General features: G+C 55.3%; 14 protein-coding genes. 5 read left to right on the top strand and 9 right to left on the bottom strand.

Annotation, left to right across the window (positions count from 1 at the left end; all coding sequences use genetic code 11):
• Window positions 1–12: 12 nt before the first annotated feature.
• The 3 genes from yajC to queA are packed head-to-tail and all read right to left on the bottom strand — an operon-like array spanning window position 13 to window position 2599.
• Complete coding sequence (gene yajC, locus AC6I8K_RS04515; protein WP_064740429.1) at window positions 13–345, bottom strand: preprotein translocase subunit YajC; 333 nt, start codon at window positions 343–345, stop codon at window positions 13–15.
• 24 nt (window positions 346–369) lie between these two features.
• Window positions 370–1494, bottom strand: coding sequence for a tRNA guanosine(34) transglycosylase Tgt (gene tgt, locus AC6I8K_RS04510; RefSeq protein ID WP_497826288.1), 1125 nt, complete (start codon window positions 1492–1494; stop codon window positions 370–372).
• A 34-nt stretch (window positions 1495–1528) separates the two neighbouring features.
• Window positions 1529–2599 (bottom strand): tRNA preQ1(34) S-adenosylmethionine ribosyltransferase-isomerase QueA, encoded by a 1071-nt coding sequence (gene queA, locus AC6I8K_RS04505; RefSeq protein ID WP_064740427.1) that lies wholly within the window; start codon window positions 2597–2599, stop codon window positions 1529–1531.
• Between the two features lie 182 nt (window positions 2600–2781).
• Here queA and AC6I8K_RS04500 point away from each other — a divergent pair, with 182 nt between their 5' ends.
• From AC6I8K_RS04500 to AC6I8K_RS04490, 3 genes are all read left to right on the top strand, one after another.
• Entirely contained in the window at window positions 2782–3363 is a 582-nt protein-coding gene (locus tag AC6I8K_RS04500) for an ACP phosphodiesterase (RefSeq protein WP_064740426.1), read from the top strand.
• An 84-nt stretch (window positions 3364–3447) separates the two neighbouring features.
• Window positions 3448–4698, top strand: coding sequence for a mechanosensitive ion channel family protein (locus AC6I8K_RS04495; protein WP_064740425.1), 1251 nt, complete (start codon window positions 3448–3450; stop codon window positions 4696–4698).
• Window positions 4699–4889: 191 nt separating this feature from the next.
• Entirely contained in the window at window positions 4890–5699 is an 810-nt protein-coding gene (locus tag AC6I8K_RS04490; RefSeq protein ID WP_483816906.1) for an inositol monophosphatase family protein, read from the top strand.
• A 403-nt stretch (window positions 5700–6102) separates the two neighbouring features.
• Here AC6I8K_RS04490 and proY read toward each other — a convergent pair whose 3' ends face one another.
• The 6 genes from proY to phoB form a co-directional block, all read right to left on the bottom strand.
• Window positions 6103–7458 (bottom strand): proline-specific permease ProY, encoded by a 1356-nt coding sequence (gene proY / locus AC6I8K_RS04485; RefSeq protein ID WP_483816905.1) that lies wholly within the window; start codon window positions 7456–7458, stop codon window positions 6103–6105.
• A 67-nt stretch (window positions 7459–7525) separates the two neighbouring features.
• Complete coding sequence (gene brnQ / locus AC6I8K_RS04480; protein ID WP_064740422.1) at window positions 7526–8845, bottom strand: branched-chain amino acid transport system II carrier protein; 1320 nt, start codon at window positions 8843–8845, stop codon at window positions 7526–7528.
• Window positions 8846–9247: 402 nt separating this feature from the next.
• Complete coding sequence (locus AC6I8K_RS04475; protein WP_497826287.1) at window positions 9248–10351, bottom strand: cobalamin-independent methionine synthase II family protein; 1104 nt, start codon at window positions 10349–10351, stop codon at window positions 9248–9250.
• A 166-nt stretch (window positions 10352–10517) separates the two neighbouring features.
• Entirely contained in the window at window positions 10518–11444 is a 927-nt protein-coding gene (locus tag AC6I8K_RS04470; RefSeq protein ID WP_497826286.1) for a PstS family phosphate ABC transporter substrate-binding protein, read from the bottom strand.
• A 333-nt stretch (window positions 11445–11777) separates the two neighbouring features.
• Window positions 11778–13094 (bottom strand): phosphate regulon sensor histidine kinase PhoR, encoded by a 1317-nt coding sequence (phoR, locus tag AC6I8K_RS04465; RefSeq protein WP_483816901.1) that lies wholly within the window; start codon window positions 13092–13094, stop codon window positions 11778–11780.
• A gap of 20 nt (window positions 13095–13114) precedes the next feature.
• Window positions 13115–13804: a phosphate response regulator transcription factor PhoB gene (gene phoB / locus AC6I8K_RS04460; RefSeq protein WP_007887040.1), complete on the bottom strand. Its 690-nt coding sequence runs from the start codon at window positions 13802–13804 to the stop codon at window positions 13115–13117.
• 198 nt (window positions 13805–14002) lie between these two features.
• Between phoB and sbcD the strand changes: the two genes are divergently transcribed.
• The gene (gene sbcD / locus AC6I8K_RS04455) at window positions 14003–15220 is read left to right on the top strand and encodes an exonuclease subunit SbcD (RefSeq protein ID WP_483816900.1); all 1218 of its coding nucleotides are present in this window, start codon (window positions 14003–14005) and stop codon (window positions 15218–15220) included.
• A complete protein-coding gene (locus AC6I8K_RS04450; protein ID WP_483816899.1) occupies window positions 15217–18894 on the top strand; it encodes an SbcC/MukB-like Walker B domain-containing protein in 3678 nt (1225 codons plus the stop codon). The genes sbcD and AC6I8K_RS04450 overlap by 4 nt, the downstream gene beginning before the upstream one ends.
• Window positions 18895–18909 lie beyond the last annotated feature (15 nt).

Below are 18909 nucleotides of genomic sequence, written 5' to 3'. Positions count from 1 at the left end.
GGGAAGAAAAAATTACAGCGCCTTCATAGTACCTTTCGGCAGAACGGCGGCCACGAAATCACGTTTAACAACTACTTCAGTGGTGTCGTTCAGGGCAATTGAAACATAGCCAGTTTCTGCCACTTTGGTCACACGGCCAACTAAACCACCGCTGGTCAGCACTTCATCACCTTTAGAGATGGAATCCATCAGCTTCTTGTGATCTTTGGTACGCTTCTGCTGTGGACGCAGAATCATGAAGTAGAAGATCAGACCAAATACCACCAGCATGATCACCAGAGAATACGGACTTCCCTGAGACGGTGCGCCTGCTGCGGCTACGGCGTCAGAAATGAAAAAGCTCATTAAATTTCCCTCATTGATGAATTATCAGACGTTCAGCGGAGGAACCGCTTTCCCCGTCCGTTGGTAGAACTCGCTAACAAAGTGCTCTAATTTACCCTCTTCGATAGCCTTACGTAAACCGGCCATCAAACGCTGGTAATAGCGCAGATTGTGAATCGTATTCAGGCGTGCGCCCAGTATTTCGTTACAGCGATCAAGATGATGCAAGTAGGCACGGCTATAATTGCGACAGGTGTAACAATCACACTCAGCATCCAGCGTTGCGGTGTCATCTTTATACTTGGCATTACGGATTTTCACCACGCCATCGGTAACAAACAGATGACCGTTGCGCGCATTGCGCGTTGGCATAACGCAGTCAAACATATCGATACCGCGGCGAACGCCTTCCACCAGATCTTCTGGCTTGCCGACGCCCATCAAATAACGCGGTTTGTCTTGCGGAATTTGCGGACAGACGTGCTCCAGGATTCGGTGCATGTCCTCTTTAGGCTCACCCACCGCCAGGCCGCCCACAGCGTACCCATCAAAGCCAATCTCTACCAGACCTTTAACGGAGACATCTCGTAAATCTTCGTAAACACCGCCCTGAATAATGCCGAACAATGCATTTTTATTTCCCAGCGAATCGAAGCGGTCACGGCTGCGCTGTGCCCAACGTAAAGACATCTCCATCGAACGTTTGGCGTAATCCCAATCCGCAGGATAAGGCGTACATTCGTCGAAGATCATCACTACGTCAGAGCCGAGATCGAACTGAATCTCCATCGACTTTTCCGGATCAAGGAAAATCGGGTCGCCATTGATCGGGTTGCGGAAGTGCACGCCGGCTTCGGTGATCTTGCGGATATCACCGAGGCTGAACACCTGGAAACCGCCTGAATCGGTGAGGATTGGACTTTGCCAGTTCATGAAATCATGCAGATCGCCGTGCAGTTTCATGATCTCCTGGCCTGGGCGCAGCCACAGGTGGAAAGTGTTGCCGAGCAGGATTTGTGCGCCGGTCTCTTTCACTTCTTCCGGCGTCATGCCTTTCACCGTGCCGTAGGTGCCCACGGGCATAAAGGCCGGGGTTTCGACAACGCCACGATCAAAGACCAGACGGCCACGGCGCGCGCGCCCGTCGGTAGTATCTAATTCAAATTTCACATTAACCTCTAATCAGAGAAACAGTCTGATTCAATTACGCACCAACGCTTTCGTCAGGTGCCTGGGGATTACGGGTGATGTACATCGCATCGCCGTAGCTAAAGAAACGGTACTGCTCTGCCACCGCGCTGTGATAAGCCGCCATGGTGTGCTGGTAACCGGCAAAGGCCGATACCAGCATAATCAGGGTCGATTCCGGCAGATGGAAATTGGTGATCAACGCATCAATCACCTGATAGTGGTAGCCGGGATAGATAAAGATCTGGGTGTCATCGAAGAACGGGGCAATCAGCGCATCCTGGCTGGCCTTCGCGGCGCTCTCCAGCGATCTTACCGAGGTGGTGCCGACGGCGACCACTTTATTGCCGCGCGCTTTACACGCCAACACCGCATCCACCACCTCCTGTGGCACTTCCGCGTATTCGGCGTGCATGATGTGATCTTCGATGGTTTCCACGCGCACCGGCTGGAAGGTGCCGGCACCGACGTGCAGCGTGACAAACGCCATTTCAACGCCTTTGGCTTTCAGCGCCTCCAGCAGCGGTTCATCAAAGTGCAAACCGGCGGTGGGTGCGGCAACAGCACCGGGACGCACGCCATACACGGTTTGGTACAGCTCACGGTCGGCATCTTCATCGGGACGATCGATATACGGCGGCAGCGGCATATGGCCGACGCTGTTGAGAATATCCAGCACTGCGCGATCGTCTTCGAAAGCAATTTCAAACAGCGTGTCATGACGCGCCACCATGGTGGCTTTAACGCTTTCGTCATCGCCCAGCAGCAACTCTGCGCCTGGCTTCGGTGCTTTAGAGGCGCGCACATGCGCCAGCACGCGTTTGTCGTCCAGCATGCGCTCAACCAGCATCTCGATTTTCCCGCCGCTGGCTTTACGGCCAAAGACGCGTGCGGGAATCACGCGAGTGTTGTTAAACACCAGCAGATCGCCCGGATTGAGCTTATCCATCACGTCAGTAAATACGCCATGGCTTAACGCGCCGCTTGGGCCATCCAGCGACAGCAAGCGACAACCGCTTCGCTGCGCCTGCGGATAGTGGGCGATTAATGATTCTGGCAACTCAAAGGTAAAATCGGCTACGCGCATGCTTCACTTCTTCAGGACTTAAAATCAGGCGGCATAGTCTAGCTGAAAAGCGGCAAATTCTGAACAACTGGCTGCGCTTCTGTGATTCTGCCTCAACACACCCTCATTCGAGTCAGTGATTCGGGTACATGAAAGCAGCCAACGCACCTGTAACTTGCAGTATGACGTGTATATAATGCGCCATGAACTTTCTCGCTCACCTTCACCTGGCGCAGCTGGCAAACAGCTCTCTGCTGGGCAATCTCATGGCCGATTTCGTGCGCGGCAACGTGCAATCGCAATGGCCCGCGCCCGTCGTGGATGGCATTGCCATGCATCGCCGTCTTGACGTGTTAACCGATAACCTGCCCGAAGTGCGTATTGCGCGTGACCTGTTTCGCCCTGAAACGCGCCGCGTGGCGCCGATCACGCTGGATGTGATTTGGGATCACTTCCTTGCGTTACACTGGGAGAAATTTCATCCCACGCAATCGCTGGCAGAGTTTACGCAGGCGGCTGAACGCAACATCGTGCCGCAGCTGGCCGGTACGCCGGAAGGCTTCATTGAATTGAATGCCGTGATGTGGCGCGAGCGCTGGTTTGAACACTACGCGGAACCGACACGGCTGGCGCGCGTGCTAAGCGGCATGGCACATCGTCGTCCGCGTCTGGTTGCGCTGCGTGATTCCTATCAGGATTTCATCGATCACTATGATCGGCTCGAACCCCTGTTCTTCCAGTTCTATCCGCGCCTGATGGCCGACGCGCGCGCGCAACGACTGTAGAATTCAAGACCCGTCTGTTGGACGGGAAATTTCCCATCCCCTACCCTGCGTGACCTTAATTTTCGTCACACTCAGGGAAATCTTATGCAGCATCTTATTGCAAATCGGCTCGCAGAAGCCGGCCTTAGCTATACGCACATCATGGCATTGGGAATAGTGATTGCCATTATCTTTGCCATCTCGCTTATCACTCACGCCATTCTGCACCGCGCTATCTTGCCGCTGCTGCGTCGTTACACCGAAAAAAGCAGTCGCCAGTGGCCGAAGGCGTTGATTAACAGCCGCCTGTTTAGCCGCAGCGTATGGCTGATGCAAGGCGTGCTATTTAAATTGCAAACCGAATTATTCCTGCATGACAGCAGCCAGTTATACAGTGCGCTGCTGATTGTCGCCCAGCTTTGGATGATGATCTTCGCACTTCTCATGCTGTTCTCCTTGCTGGATCTGCTGCAACAACTCAGCGTTAATAGCATGCTGGCACAGCAATTGCCGCTGCGCGGAATCATCCAAAGCGTGAAACTGATCGCCGCTATTTTAATGGTGATCATGATTATCTCGCTGCTGCTGGGAAAATCTCCGGGCGTATTGATCACCGGACTCGGTGCCATGACGGCGGTGTTGATGCTGGTATTTAAGGATCCCATTCTGGGCCTGGTTGCCGGTATTCAGCTGGCAGCAAATAACATGCTGAAAATGAATGACTGGCTGGAAATGCCGAAATATGGCGCGGACGGTGCGGTGATCGATATTTCACTGACCACGGTAAAAGTACGCAACTGGGATAACACCATTGTCACTATTCCTGCCTATGCGCTTATTTCTGATTCATTTAAAAACTGGCGTGGCATGTCGGAATCGGGCGGACGTCGTATTAAACGCAGTATTCATTTAGATACCACCAGCATTGCCTTTCTCGATGACGCAATGATGCAGCAACTGAAAAGCGCTCATCTGCTGACGCCGTATCTGAACAGTAAAAGTGAAGAGGTCGCTGCATGGAATGCGCAGCTGGGCTGTGATTTGAATTCACCGCTGAATGGACGTCGCTTAACGAACGTTGGTACTTTCCGTGTCTGGTTGCAAAGCTGGCTGGAGCAGCATCCGCGCATTCATAAAGAGATGACGTTAATGGTACGTCAGTTAGCACCGGGTGAGAACGGCTTGCCGCTGGAAGTCTATGTCTTCACCAGCACCACGGTGTGGAAAGAGTATGAAGATATTCAGTCAGATATCTTCGACCATATTTACGCGGTTCTGCCTGCCTTTGGACTGCGCGTTCACCAATCACCAACCGGTAATGACATGCGTCAAATTGGCGTGCGAACCCGCCACTAACGCTTCATCCCGCTTTACCAGCCAGCGAAAATAAAAATTTCGCTGGCTGTGCTTCTCCTCCTCTTGTCAGGCGCGGTCATCTACGGCTTAATGAAGCCTTTCTTAACTTTTGTTAAGTCCGTCACACAGCCAGGACGCCATTTTCGGCGTCAGTTGTTGCTCCTCCAGCCTGACAATCATAAGAGGGAAAGATGTCTTCAGCTTCGCTTACCGAACTCGATGCACGCTATCACTTCGCCTGTGATGTTGCGAAAACCGCCGCCAGCCGTGCTTTATCGTGGTATCAGCAACGTCATCAGCTCGTCGTTGAGCATAAGAAGGATCTCCAGGATGTGGTCAGCGAAGCCGATCGCAACGTTGAACAACTGGTCAAGCATCTGATCCACGAACGTTTTCCTGACGATGCGGTACTGGGCGAAGAGAGCGGCGGCATGACCTCCGGCGCGCGCTTTATCTGGGTGATCGATCCGATTGATGGCACCAGCAGCTTTGTTAATGGCCTGCACAACTGGTGCGTTTCGCTGGCCATTGTCTGTGAAAATGAAGCGGTAATTGGCGTGGTTTGCGATCCCAATCATCAAGAAACTTTTCATGCCTGTCGGGGAAAAGGGGCATGGGTCAATGATAAACGCATTCAATCGCACAGCGCGCAGCAGCTCGATCAGGGATTGCTGGGTCTAGGCAGTTCCAACAGCCAGCCTATTGAACCGCTCACTACCTTTATCGGCGCGTTACTGGCACAGGGTGGCATGTTTATCCGCAACGGTTCTGGCGCGTTGATGAGTGCGTGGGCGGCGGCGGGTCGATTAATGGGTTACTACGAAGCACACATGAATCCTTGGGATGGCTTACCGGGCATTGTGCTGATGCGTGAAGCGGGCGGCATCACCAACGATTATCTCGGTCATGAAGGTTTGCAGCACGGCAATCCGGTGCTACTGGCCAATGCCGTGATTTATCCACAGTTGAAAGCGCTGCTGCCTGCACATGTGACGTTATAATTTTTTTGAGGTTAAGCGCGTTAAATTATGCGAGCTTAACTTTTCAGGAAAATCACTTAAATTAACTGTAAGTAATTCTCTATTCCCATGTGGGAGTTTTCTCTTTTTTTTCTGAACATGCCGACAACAATCAAAATGCGATATGCTGAGTAAGTCAAACATCCCTTAGCATTACTTATTTTCTCCTTTTTTGATGTATTTTCGGCGACAGGATGCGCCGAATTATTTTTTGATCACATCACTGCTTTTGACTATTTAATATTTCTCGTTGTTTTCTACGTTTTATTTTGCGCTTGCGATTAACGCACATTCCGTAGCGGCGCGATTTATCGCGCAATAAATTGCGCCGCTACAAATTGCGATATATCCAATAGGTGCTCACTGATGCGCACCTGAAATAACATCAGCCCTTACGCTTTTTCACCAGCGGCCACGTCAGCAACAGCACGGCAATCCACGCGAAACCAACGTACAGCGACACGCGCGTATCCGGGAAGTAACCAATCAACCCAATAATGAATGCCAGGAACACCACGCCAAACCACGCGGTTGCACTGCCACCCGGCATAGCGAAATCCAACTTCCCAGCTTGCTCATGGCCAATTTTGCGGCGGAAGGCAATTTGCGACAGCAGAATCATGATCCACACCCAAACGGTCGCAAAGGTGGCGAGCGAGGCGATCACCAGGAACACTTTTTCTGGCATCAGGTAGTTGAGATAGACCGCGATTAACATCGCCATCATCATTACTAATACGGTCACCCACGGAATCCCGCGATTAGACACTTTCTGGAATACCTTGGGTGCGTGACCTTGCTGCGCCATACCGTGCAGCATTCGTCCCACGCCAAAGACATCGCTGTTAATCGCCGACAATGAAGCCGTCAGCACCACGAAGTTGAGGATTGAAGCCGCCGCCGCGATACCCAAATGCTGGAAGGTCAGCACGAACGGGCTGCCGGAAGTGCCCACCTGATTCCACGGATAAATCGACATGATGACAAACAGCGTACCCACATAGAACACCAGAATACGCATCGGCACAGAGTTGATAGCGCGAGGAATCGAAGTCTTCGGATCGTCTGCTTCACCGGCCGTAATCCCGATGATCTCAATGCCGCCGTAAGCAAACATCACCATCTGCAGCGACAGCAGCATGCCGACAATGCCGTGCGCGAAGAAGCCGCCGTTGGTCCACAGATTGTGAATGCCGGTCGGTTGCCCTCCGTTACCGATGCCCCAGAAAATCATGCCGAAGCCGGCAAGAATCATGATGATAATGGTGGCGACTTTGAAGAAGGAGAACCAGAACTCCACTTCACCAAACACTTTCACGCTCATCAGGTTGATGGCGCCGATAATCAGTACCACGCTCAGCACCCAAATCCAGTGCGGTACCTCGGGGAACCACACGCCCATGTAGATACCAAACGCCGTTACGTCGGCAATCGCCACGATCAGGATTTCAAAACAGTAGGTCCAGCCGGTAATGTAACCTGCCAGCGGGCCGAGATAATCCTGCGCATAGCGCGAGAATGAGCTGGCCTGCGGGTTGTTGACCGACATCTCACCCAGCGCACGCATGATGATGTACGCCACCGCACCGCCGATGATGTACGCCAGCAACACGCTTGGGCCTGCCATTCTGATGGCATCGGCCGAGCCGTAAAACAGCCCGGTGCCAATCGCCGAACCCAGTGCCATAAAGCGAATATGGCGCGTGCTCAGTCCGCGTTTGAGCTTATTGGTTTCTTGCATAACACTCAGTACCTTGAAAATGAAAAACCACGGGCAAGCCCGTGGTTGGAATTAACAGCAATGTCGCTTACTGATGAACGGCGACCTGCTCACGTCCTTTTGCCCGATCAACCACCGCAGCAATCACCATCATCGCCAGCGATGGCGGCAACCAGGAGAGTCCCTGATCGGCCAGCGGCAGATGCTGACTGAACAGCGGCAGCACATCTTTAAAGCTGGTGGTTTTGATGGCATCAACGATACCGAACAGCAGGCTGACCAACATGGTCGGCGCGATGATACGTGAACTTTTGTTCCACAACTTCAGCGTGAAGCTCAGTACCACCAGCACGATACATGGCGGATAAATCGCCGTCAGCACCGGAATCGAGATCTGAATCAGATGGCTCAGGCCGAGATTCGACACCACCATGGAGAACAGACCCAGAATAAATACCAGCGTTTTATACGACAGCGGAACATATTGCGCAAAGAATTCTGCGCAGGCGCAGGTCAGGCCCACCGCCGTCACCATGCAGGCCACGAAGATCAGCGCTGCAAGGAAGAAGCTGCCCATACCGCCGAAGGTCTGCTGCACGTAAGCATGCAGAATCTCAGCACCATTGGCGCTCTGCGCAACCAACGCACCGCTATCGTTGCCGAGTTTGAACAGCGTCAGGTAAATCAGCGTCAAACCGATACCCGCAATGATGCCGGCCAGCATGGTATAGCGCGTGAGTAATTTGGCATCTTCAACGCCGCGTGAGCGCGCCGCATTGACGATAACAATACCGAACACCAGCGCACCCAGCGTATCCATGGTCAGATAACCATTGACGAAGCCGCTGGAGAAGGCCGCTCGCTGATACTCTTCCGTACCCGGTGAAACGCCACCGGCAGGCCAGATCAGCACGGCGACGCCAAGCACAATCAGCGCCAAAATTTTCAGCGGAGCAAGGAAGTGGCCCACGGTATCCAGCAGTTTGCCTGGATAGAGCGAGATGCCGATCACCAGCGCGAAGTAAATCAGGCTGTAGATCAACAGCGGCAGCGCGCCATCGCCGGTCAGCGGTGCAATGCCGACGGCAAAGGAGACGGTAGCGGTACGCGGCGTGGCAAACAGCGGCCCAACCGCCAGGTAGCAAACCGTCGCCAGCAGCAAACCGGCGGCTTTACCAATCGGTGAGCTCAGCGCATCAATGCCGCCGCCCACGCGCGCCAGCGCGATGACGGTGATCACCGGTAAGCCGACAGCGGTAATCAGGAAGCCGAATGCCGCCACCCAAACGTGTTCGCCAGACTGAATTCCCACCATCGGTGGGAAGATGATATTTCCTGCGCCAACGAACAGGGCAAACGTCATAAAGCCCAGCGCCAGGATATCCTTGGAGGTTAAACGGTGTGTCATAAACTTCTGTACTGCCTGTAGCTGATGTTGCGGTGGAAGTTGGGTTCGTGTTGTCCTCTGGATGCGCTAAAACAAAGCCTTATCAGGCAAGACCAGCGTGATATGCGGTCTAAAACGCTAAAGCGCAGGTGATTTAAACTACTTTTCTTCTGTTCGCAGAGGGATAAATCGACAACGGCGCAAATTAGAACGTTTATAGCGAAGAAAGGCAATACGGGATCGGAAAACCAGAAGGATATAACAAGATAGCGGGATAAAGCAGTGAATCACGGTGGAATAGCGGGAAAACACCCCAGATGATTTGCTAAAACTTTCCTCAGTACGGGAGATTTCTTTGCATAAATCGGCCTTGAGATGCACAAAAGGCGCGATTTACGCGCCTGTTTGTTCAGGTTTACAGCATTACCAGACCGTTCTTGCTATCTCGACCACCAGACGAATCTTCTGCCACTGTTGCTCTTCGTTCAGGCTGTTGCCCTCTTCGGTAGACGCAAAGCCACACTGCGGGCTGAGGCAGATTTGGTTGAGGCTAACAAACTGCGACGCTTCCTGCAGACGCGCTTTCACCTGTGCCGCATCTTCCAGCTCACCGGTTTTGGTGGTGATCAGGCCCAGTACGACCTGCTGATGGCCTGGCTTAAGGAAGCGCAGCGGCTCGAAGCCCCCCGAACGTTCATTGTCGTACTCAAGGTAGAAGGCATCGATATTCACGCCACCAAACAGCACTTCGGCTATCGGCTCATAGCCACCTTCGGAGATCCACGTCGAGCGGAAGTTGCCGCGACACACATGCAGACCAACGGTCAGATCTTCCGGCTTGCCTTCCAGCGCGCTGTTTAGCACTTCAGCATAGATGCGCGCCAGTTCCTGTGGATCTTCGCCACGTTCGCGGATCTGCTGTTGCTGGTCAGTTGAGCACAGGTATGCCCACACGGTGTCATCCAGCTGCAGATAACGGCAGCCCGCGTCGTAAAACGCTTTGATGGCATCTTTGTAGGTCTGCGCCAGATCGGCGAAGTACTCTTTGAGGTCGGGATAAACCGTAGCATCGATCACCTTACGGCCACCGCGGAAGTGCAACACGCTTGGGCTTGGAATGGTCATTTTGGCAACCGCATCGCCCGCCACGCTTTGCAGGAAGCGGAAGTGATCCAGCATCGGGTGTTGAGGATTAAAGGCCACTTTACCGGTGACTTTCACGCCGTGCGCTTTGGTCTGCACGCCGTTGAACTGAATGCCCTGCTCCGCTTCGAACAGCTCTACGCCGTGCAGATCGCCGAAGAAATCGAAGTGCCACCAGGCGCGACGGAATTCACCATCGGTAACGATCTGCAGGCCGTTGGCACGCTGCTGCTCCACAACGTGACGGATTTCGCGATCTTCAACCTGGCGCAATTGATCGGCACTGATTTCGCCATTGGCAAACTGCACACGCGCCTGCTTGATGGCTGCGGGACGCAGAAAACTGCCGACGGTATCGGCACGGAACGGATTATGACGTGGCATCTTCTCTCCTGGCTGAGCGCATAGTTGCGTCAGGGTATAATTTCGCTGAGTTATATCAGCCATCTGGACGGCTATATGTCTAAGAAGAATGCCACGCTGTTACACATTCGGCAACGGAAGAAAATTCAGGTCACATGAAACTATTTCATGTTCAGATGCACGTTCTTCAATTTCCCTCAATTGCCGCGCGTGCTTGTGACATCTGGCTATCCGACAATGGCAGATAACCGGCTTCACTCACCCGACGTTGACCCTGCGGCGACAAGACCTGATGCAGAAACGCATTGACCAGCGGCGGCAGCGGTTTACCCGGCGCTTTATTGACATAGATATAGAGCGGACGCGACCACGGATAGCGGCCGCTGCGAATGGATTCGGCATCCGGCGTCACGCTGTCGCCGTTTGCCGTGACGACCGGCAGCATTTTCACCCCGCTGAGATGAAAGCCAAAACTGGCATAACCAATGCTGTTAGGCGTGGCGGCAACGGCTTGTACCACCGCCGCAGAACCGGGAAATTCGGCAACGTTAGCGCGAAAATCCCCTTTGCACAGCGCCTGCTGCTTGAAAAAGCCCCACGTTCCCGAAGCCGAGTTGCGGCCATAACGTTGAATGCTGCGCGTGGCCCAGCGGCTGTCGCTCAGGCCGAGATCGCCCCAACGTTGCGGCACTTGCCGCCCGCCACACAGGCGGGTAATGGAGAACAGCGCGTCGAGCTGTTGCGGCGCAATGCGCGGCAACGGGTTATCCTGATTGACCACTACCACCAGCGCATCCATCGCCACCGGCACGGCCAGCGGCGGGTAGCCGTAGCGCGCGGTAAAGAGTTGACGTTCATCGATTTGCATCGGGCGGCTCATCGCGCCCAGTTGAGCAGCACCCGCCGCCAGCGCGGTCGGTGCGGTTGAAGATCCCGCCGCCTGCACCTGAACGTTCACGCCCGGCGACTGACGGCTAAAATCCTCGCCCCACAAGGTCATCAGGTAGCCAAGCGTGTCCGATCCGACGCTGCTCAGATTGCCGGTCAGCATGGTTTGTTGGCCATGTGCTAAAGCAGAGCAAAGCAGCATGCAGGAGAGCAACAGCGATTTCATGAGCGGTTCCGCAATTCAATAAGGGCTCTATTCTGTCGCGGCGCGATTTAACGCGCAATAAATTGCGTCATGGCAATCAGTGAGGCACGAAAAGGTCGCCATGAATGGCGTAATGCTGGTCAGTTAAGAGATGAAAACCCCAACTACCTGGCGCACACCTTGTAGCGGCGCAATTTATTGCGCGATAAATCGCGCCGCTACGGAATGTGCGGTAATTAATACGGCGCTTAACTGATCGGCATTACGCCATGAAGGGCGACTCTACGTTTACGGAGCTGGGTTTTCGTAGGGTGCGCATTTATGCGCACCTGAATGCATAGGCAATAAATTGACTCACTCGGTGTTAACGCGCTCTTGAGCCACGTTAGCCACAATCAACCGCTGCGGCAGAAGAAAGCTGAAACAGGTTTCCTGATGCGGCACGCTGGTGATTTCCAGCCGCGCGTTATGATGGCCCAGCGCATGTTTCACAATCGCCAGCCCCAAACCGCTGCCGCCAGTAGCGCGCGAACGCGCTTTATCCACACGGTAGAAACGCTCGGTGAGGCGTGGCAGATGCTGCTCGCTGATGCCCGGCCCGTCATCGCACACCTTAAACTGCGCACCTTGCTTGGTACGCAACCAGCTGATGTCGATGCGCGTGCCTTCCGGCGTATGATTCACCGCGTTGTAGACCAGATTGGAAATGGCGCTACGCAGCTGCTCGTCATTGCCGAACACTTTAAGGTGCGGATCGGTGTGGAAATGGATGGTATGACGTCCCTGACTCAGCGTTTCCGCTTCACGCTGCAACAGCAGCAGCATGCCAGGCACATCCACTGTCTCTTTCAGATCGATGGCCGGAGCCGCTTCAATCCGCGATAAGGTCAGCAGCTGTTTTACCAGGCTGTCCATGCGTCGCGTCTGCTCTTGCATGGTATGCAATGCCTTGCTGCGCGTGCGCTCGTTCATTACCGAGTCGTCCATCATTTCCAGATAACCTTGCAGCACCGTTAGCGGCGTACGCAGTTCATGGCTGACGTTAGCAAAGAAGTTACGTCGCGCGCCTTCCAGCTGGTGCATTTGGGTGACATCACGCGCCACCATCAGCCACTGCCCTTCGCTGTATGGCATCACGCGGAATTCCATATGATGCTGATTATTGAGGATCTGCGTCAGCGGCATGTCGAACTTGCGCTGGCGGATATAACGGGAAAATTCAGGATAACGCAGCAAATTGAGGATGTTCTGGCCGTTATCCTCCGGCCAACGCAAGCCAAGATGCTGTTGCGCCAAACCATTGCACCAGAAAATGGTGCCCTCTTCGGTGGTCAGTACCACGGCATCCGGCAGCGATTCTGCACCGCTGCGGAAACGTTTGATCAGATTACCCAGCTCACGCCGACGCCGCCGGTTGCGCAGCTGCATCTGATACAGACCATAGAACAGCGGTTCCCAACTGCCGCGTCCGGTGGGCGGCGTCATTGAACGATCGACCCACAGCCAGTGTGACAAACGCATCAGATTTCTGAAATGCCACAACATCACGCCGCTCACCGCAATCAGCAGCAGCCACGGCAGATAGCCGAACAACAGACCCAACACCAGCGCAGGTAAACAGACCAGCGCCAGCTCGGTCAAAAGTCTCTTCCAGGAGAGTCGTTCCAGCACGGTAAAAACTCCGTTTACGTTTAGTAGCGGGCTGAGAAACGATACCCTGTTCCGCGAACGGTTTGAACCATGCGATCGTGGCCGGTCAGTTCCAGCGCTTTACGTAAACGGCGAATATGCACATCGACGGTGCGATCTTCGACATACACATTGGTGCCCCACACGTGGTTCAGCAGCTGTTCGCGGCTGTAAACGCGTTCCGGATGCGTCATAAAGAAGTGCAGCAGTTTGTATTCGGTCGGTCCCATCTCCAGCGGCGTGGTTTCCGACATCACGCGGTGCGATGACGGATCGAGGCTCAGCCCCTGCATCTCAATCACCTCTTCCACCGCCATCGGCGAAATACGGCGCATCACCGCTTTGATACGCGCCATCAGCTCTTTTGGCGAAAACGGCTTGGTAATATAGTCATCCGCCCCCACTTCCAGACCGCGCACGCGATCTTCTTCTTCACCGCGCGCCGTCAGCATCATCACCGGAATGTCGCGCGTCATGGCTTCACGCTTCAAATGCTTAATAAACTGGATACCGCTGCCGCCGGGCAACATCCAGTCCAGCAGAATTAAATCAGGCCAGGGTTCGATCAGCTTACCAATCGCGCTGTCATAATCTTCCGCCTCAATAGGCTGGTAATCATTCTGTTCCAGCACGAAACATAACATTTCACGGATGGGAGCTTCGTCTTCCACAACCAAAATGCGCTTAGCCATTGTAACTCCTGCTAGTGTGACACCGTGTCACTGGGATTTGCGGCGTCATTATGCGTCAGTTTTGTGACACTTTTATGAAAAACACTGCCTTAAGATAGATAGATAAAAAACGGAAATGTCACAATAAAAATCTGCTTTTTTTCTTTGTGATCTTAAGTGGTTATAATTCGCCTTCGCTAAACTCAGCACGGAGCAAACATGCGCATCATTCACACCGCTGACTGGCATCTCGGCCAGTTCTTTTACAGCAAAAGTCGCGCCCGGGAACACCAGGCGTTTCTTGACTGGTTGCTGGATCAGATTGTGCAGCATCAGGTGGATGCGCTCATCGTCGCGGGCGATCTGTTTGATACCGGCTCGCCACCGAGCTACGCGCGCGAAATGTTTAACCGTTTTGTGGTGGCGCTGCAGCCGAGCGGCTGTCAACTGGTGGTGCTGGCGGGCAATCACGATTCGGTGGCGACGCTGAATGAATCGCGCGAGCTGCTGGCCTGCCTGAATACCCAGGTGATCACCAGCGCCACACCACAAGGCGAACAGCAGGTGTTAACGCTCACGCAGCGCGATGGCGCGCCGGGTGCGCTGCTGTGCGCCATTCCTTATCTGCGTCCACGCGATATCCTGCGCAGTCAGGCCGGACAATCGGGGCGCGAGAAGCAGATTTCGCTGCTGGAAGCGATCGAGCAGCATTATCAGCACTGCTATGCTGCCGCGCTGGCGCAGCGCGAGGCGCTGGACAGCACGCTGCCGATCATCGCCACCGGCCATCTCACCACTGTCGGCGTGACAAAAAGCGATTCGGTGCGCGACATCTATATCGGCACGCTGGATGCGTTTCCGGCGCAGGCGTTTCCACCCGCGGATTACATCGCGCTCGGTCACATCCATCGCGCGCAGCGCATCGCCAACAGCGAGCATATTCGCTATAGCGGCTCGCCGATTCCGCTCAGTTTTGATGAACTCGGCCGTGAGAAAAGCGTCTTCTTGCTGACGTTCAGCACCACGCTGGAGACGGTCACGCCGCTGACCATTCCGCACTTCCAGCCGATGCAGATGCTGAAAGGCTCAATGGCGGAGATCGAACATCAGCTGGCGCAGTTCCGCGAAAGCGCCAGCGAACAGCCCACGTGGCTGGATATTGAGATCACCACGCAGGAATATCTCAGCGATCTGCAACGCCGTATTGAAGCACTGACCGAAAAACTGCCGGTTGAAGTACTGCTGGTGCGCCGCAGCCGGGAGCAGCGGCAGCGCAGCCTGGAACGGCTGGAGAACGAAACTCTGAGCGAATTAAAAGTGGAAGAGGTCTTTGCCCGCCGCCTGGCGCAGGAAGATCAGCTGGATGCAGAGCAGGCCGAGCAACTCACGCAGCTGTTCCGCACCACCCTCGCGGCGCTGGAGAATCCATCTGCATGAAAATTTTGACGCTACGCTTTAAAAACCTCAATGCACTGCGCGGCGAATGGTTTATCGATTTCCGCCGTGAGCCTTTTGCCAGCAACGGATTATTTGCCATTACCGGCGCCACCGGCGCGGGCAAAACCACCTTGCTTGATGCCATTTGTCTGGCGCTCTATCACCAGACGCCGCGCCTCGGCACGCTGTCGCAAACGCAGAATGAGCTGATCACGCGAGACACCGCCGAGTGTCTGGCCGAAGTGGAGTTTGAGATCAAAGGGGAAGCCTGGCGCGCCTTTTGGAGCCAGAACCGCGCGCGCGGCCTGGCCGACGGCAAGCTACAGGTGCCGCGCGTCGAGCTGGCACGCGTAGCCGATAATCAAATCATCGCCGATAAAGTCGGCGACAAACTGAAAGCAATTGAAACCCTGTCGGGACTCGACTTCGCCCGCTTTACCCGCTCGATGATGCTGTCGCAGGGCCAGTTTGCCGCCTTTCTGAATGCCAAACCCGGCGAACGCGCCGAGCTGCTGGAAGAGCTAACCGGCACCGAAATTTACGGACAAATCTCGGTGCAGATTTACGAGCGCTGGCGCACCGCGCGTGGCGAACTGGAGACGCTGCGCGCCCGCGCCGGCGGCATGTCGCTGCTCGATGAAGCGCGCCGCTCAGAACTGACGCAGCAGTTGGCGGATCTGAGTGTGCAGGAGAAAGCCCTCAGCGAACAGCTAACGCTGGCGCAACAACAGCAACAATGGCTGATGCAGCAACAGCAGCTAATGCAGGAACAGCAGCAGGCGGAACAGACGCTGCTTGCCGCGCAACAGGCCTGGCAGCAGGCCGATGGCGATCGTCAGCGGCTGGCGCGGGCCGAACCGGCAGAAAAACTGCGTGAGAAGCTACAACAGCGCGAACAGTTGCAAAGCGATCGTCGCACGCTGGAACAGCAATCACAGCAGCGACAGGCGCAACAGCAGCAGGCCAAAAGCGCGCTGCAACAGCACGAAAGCCACTATCAGGCAGCGCAGCAGGCACGCGAGCAGGCGTTACAGCAACAGCAGCAGCTAGAAACGCTGCTGACCGAGCAGGTTATCCCGCTCGATCAACGCATCACCACCCTGTCACAGCAGTTGGATGAGCAACAGCGGCTGCATGTGCAGCAGCAACAGGCGCTGCAAACCAGCCAAACCGCGCTCAGCAAGCAACAGCAGGTAAGTGAACATTTACAACAGCAGCTGGCGCAGCAGCAGGAATTCCGCTCCCGAGAAGCTGCAGTGGCCCATTGGGGCGCTGAACTGACCCGCTGGCAGGCGGAGATCGCCCGACTGGATGAACGCGAACAGACGCTAAAACAGTTGATTGCGCAGCAACAGCAGCAGCGCAACCAACTGGAGCAGCATCAACAGGCGCAGACCCAGCGTGAACAGGCGGCGCAACCCTTGCAGCAAGCCGAAGCGCAGGCCGCGCAGCAGCGGCTGCAAGCGGAGCAAGCACTGACTTCGCTTGAGTCTGAAGTCGCCAGTCCGCAGCTGCGTGCTGCCTTGACGCAACATCAAGCGCAGCGTGCTGCGCGGCAGCAGCTCAGCCTGCTCGCCGCGCAGTGGCGCTCGCTACAGCCGCAGCGGGTGCAGCGTCAGCAGAAACTGGCGCAGTTACAGCAGGAACATCAGGAAGCTGAACAGGCGTTGCAGGTATTGCGCGAAGCCTACAAGCGGGAACATCAGGCGCTGCTTGATGTGCGCAAAATCTGCGAGCTGGAGCGCACTATCGCCCAGCTGGCTGATGAGCGCGCGAAACTGCAGCCGGATCAGCCCTGCCCGCTGTGCGGCTCGTGCCAGCATCCGGCTATCGCGCAATATCAGCAGCTTGAGCCAGGCGCCAATCAGCAGCGTCTGGCCGAGCTGGAAACGCGCGTGGCGCAGCTGAAAGAGTCCGGCACCGCCAAAGGCGAGCAGCAAAAATTGTCGCTGCAACAGCAGCAGTCGCTGCAGCAGGAAATCAGCGAATACGACCAGCAGCTCACAACGGTGAACACCCAGTGGCAAGCGCTGTGCGGTGAGCTGGCACTTACCTGCACACTGGAGCAACAGGATGACTTTGCGCAGTGGCAGCAACAGCAGGATGCGCAGGAACAGACACAGCAGCAGCAGCTACAGGTGCGGGAAAACGCCGCACGTGCGGTACAGCAGGCAAAAGACGCCCATCTGCAACAGCAGCAACGGTGGCAACAGCATCAAAATCAGCAGCAGCTGGCGCAGCAGCAGATCATCAGTACGCAGCAGACACTGGATGAAATCATCCAACGCGAAGCCACTGAACGCAGCGCCATGCAGCAACTGGCGCAGCAGCTGGAACAACAATTGTCGCAGCATCAGCTCAGCCTGCCACAAGCGGCAGCGCGGGAAGGCTGGATCAACGCGCTGCAGCAGCGTTGGACTTCATGGCAGGAAAATGAGCGTTTATACAGCGAGTTGCAGCCACAGCTGGCAAAAGCAGAGAGTGAACGCAGCAGCTTGCAGCAGAATTTGGCGCGTGAACAGCAGCGGCTTGATGAGCTGCAGCACTCGCTCAACGCTCTGCAACAGCAGCATCAACAGCAGCAGCAGCAGCGTCAGCAGTTGTTTGGCGATCGTCGGGTGGCGGAAGCACGTCAACAGCAACACGCCGCGCTACAGCAGTGTGAGCAGGCGCTGGCGCAACAATTAGAGCAGTGGCAACAGGCACAAAGCTTGCTGCACAGCCTGAATGGGCAATGTGAGCAAATTGCTGCGCAGCAACACACGTTGAGTGAACGCGTCGCTGCCGCAGAAAATGCCTTCCTTGCCGCGCTGCAGCAAAGTGATTTTGCTGATGAATCGGCACTGCGCGCCGCCCTGCTCGATGAGCGCGAGGTGCAGCAACTCCGCCAGCAGTTGCAGACGCTGGATCAACAGCGCCAGCAGCAACTTACCCTGAGTGAACAGCTTACGCAGCGCGGCATAATGCATCAGCAGCAGCGCCCGGCGGATCTCAGTGATGAAGTCGCCGCCCACATCCAGCACCAGCTGGAACAGCTACGCGTGACCCTGCGTGACAATGCGCGTCAACAGGGCGAGGCACAGCAGCAGTTGCACAGCGATGCGCAACGGCGTCAACAGCAGCAGTCGTTGCTGACGCAAATCGCTACTGATGAAGTGGAGCTGGCGCAGTTGAGCCGCCTGAACGATCTGGTTGGATCGGCCAAAGGCGATAAATTCCGCCGCTTCGCGCAAGGCCTGACGCTCGATCATCTGGTGTGGCTGGCGAACCGTCAGCTCGATCGTCTGCACGGTCGCTACCTGCTGCAACGCCGCGTCAGTGAAGAGCTGGAACTGGAAGTGGTTGATACCTGGCAGGCGGATGCCACGCGCGACACCCGTACGCTGTCGGGCGGTGAGAGCTTCCTTGTCAGCCTGGCGCTGGCGTTAGCGCTGTCGGATTTAGTCAGCCATAAAACGCGCATCGAATCATTATTCCTCGACGAAGGCTTCGGCACGCTGGATGCCGAGACGCTGGATACCGCCTTGGATGCGCTCGACGCCCTGAACGCCAGCGGCAAAACCATTGGCGTGATCAGTCATGTGGAAGCGATGAAAGAGCGTATTCCGGTGCAGATCCGGGTGCGTAAGATGAATGGATTAGGCTACAGCAAACTGGAGTTGCCGGGCGAGTAAAAAACCAGGTCGCCA

This window comes from Pantoea sp. X-Soil-ISGK-421, from assembly GCF_059730785.1.
This window is presented reverse-complemented; position numbering and strand designations above follow the sequence as displayed.